The sequence below is a fragment of the Streptomyces avidinii genome (genome assembly GCF_014650695.1).
Classification (GTDB): domain Bacteria; phylum Actinomycetota; class Actinomycetes; order Streptomycetales; family Streptomycetaceae; genus Streptomyces; species Streptomyces avidinii.
The window spans coordinates 1-1,086 of the sequence record NZ_BMVL01000058.1 but is presented as its reverse complement, the minus strand read 5'-3'; the positions used below and the strand labels follow the sequence as shown (position 1 = coordinate 1,086).

1 rRNA gene is annotated in these 1,086 nt (G+C 56.2%); it reads left to right on the top strand.

The annotated features are described in order from the left end of the window. Positions 1–1,086 (top strand): 23S ribosomal RNA (locus IE257_RS37715); the annotation flags it as partial.

The following is a 1,086-nucleotide window of genomic DNA, read 5'->3' as shown; positions in this document are numbered from 1 at the left end:
CGTGCGAAGCCGTAAGGCGATGTATACGGACTGACGCCTGCCCGGTGCTGGAACGTTAAGGGGACCGGTTAGTGACCTTTCGGGGTTGCGAAGCTGAGAACTTAAGCGCCAGTAAACGGCGGTGGTAACTATAACCATCCTAAGGTAGCGAAATTCCTTGTCGGGTAAGTTCCGACCTGCACGAATGGCGTAACGACTTCTCGACTGTCTCAACCATAGGCCCGGTGAAATTGCACTACGAGTAAAGATGCTCGTTTCGCGCAGCAGGACGGAAAGACCCCGGGACCTTTACTATAGTTTGATATTGGTGTTCGGTTCGGCTTGTGTAGGATAGGTGGGAGACTTTGAAGCAGCCACGCCAGTGGTTGTGGAGTCGCCGTTGAAATACCACTCTGGTCGTGCTGGATGTCTAACCTCGGTCCGTGATCCGGATCAGGGACAGTGTCTGATGGGTAGTTTAACTGGGGCGGTTGCCTCCCAAAGGGTAACGGAGGCGCCCAAAGGTTCCCTCAGCCTGGTTGGCAATCAGGTGTTGAGTGTAAGTGCACAAGGGAGCTTGACTGTGAGACCGACGGGTCGAGCAGGGACGAAAGTCGGGACTAGTGATCCGGCGGTGGCTTGTGGAAGCGCCGTCGCTCAACGGATAAAAGGTACCCCGGGGATAACAGGCTGATCTTCCCCAAGAGTCCATATCGACGGGATGGTTTGGCACCTCGATGTCGGCTCGTCGCATCCTGGGGCTGGAGTCGGTCCCAAGGGTTGGGCTGTTCGCCCATTAAAGCGGTACGCGAGCTGGGTTTAGAACGTCGTGAGACAGTTCGGTCCCTATCCGCTGTGCGCGTAGGAATATTGAGAAGGGCTGTCCCTAGTACGAGAGGACCGGGACGGACGAACCTCTGGTGTGCCAGTTGTCCTGCCAAGGGCATGGCTGGTTGGCTACGTTCGGGAGGGATAACCGCTGAAAGCATCTAAGCGGGAAGCCTGCTTCAAGATGAGTATTCCCACCTCCTTGAGAGGGTAAGGCTCCCAGTAGACGACTGGGTTGATAGGCCAGATGTGGAAGCCCGGTAACGGGTGAAGCTGACT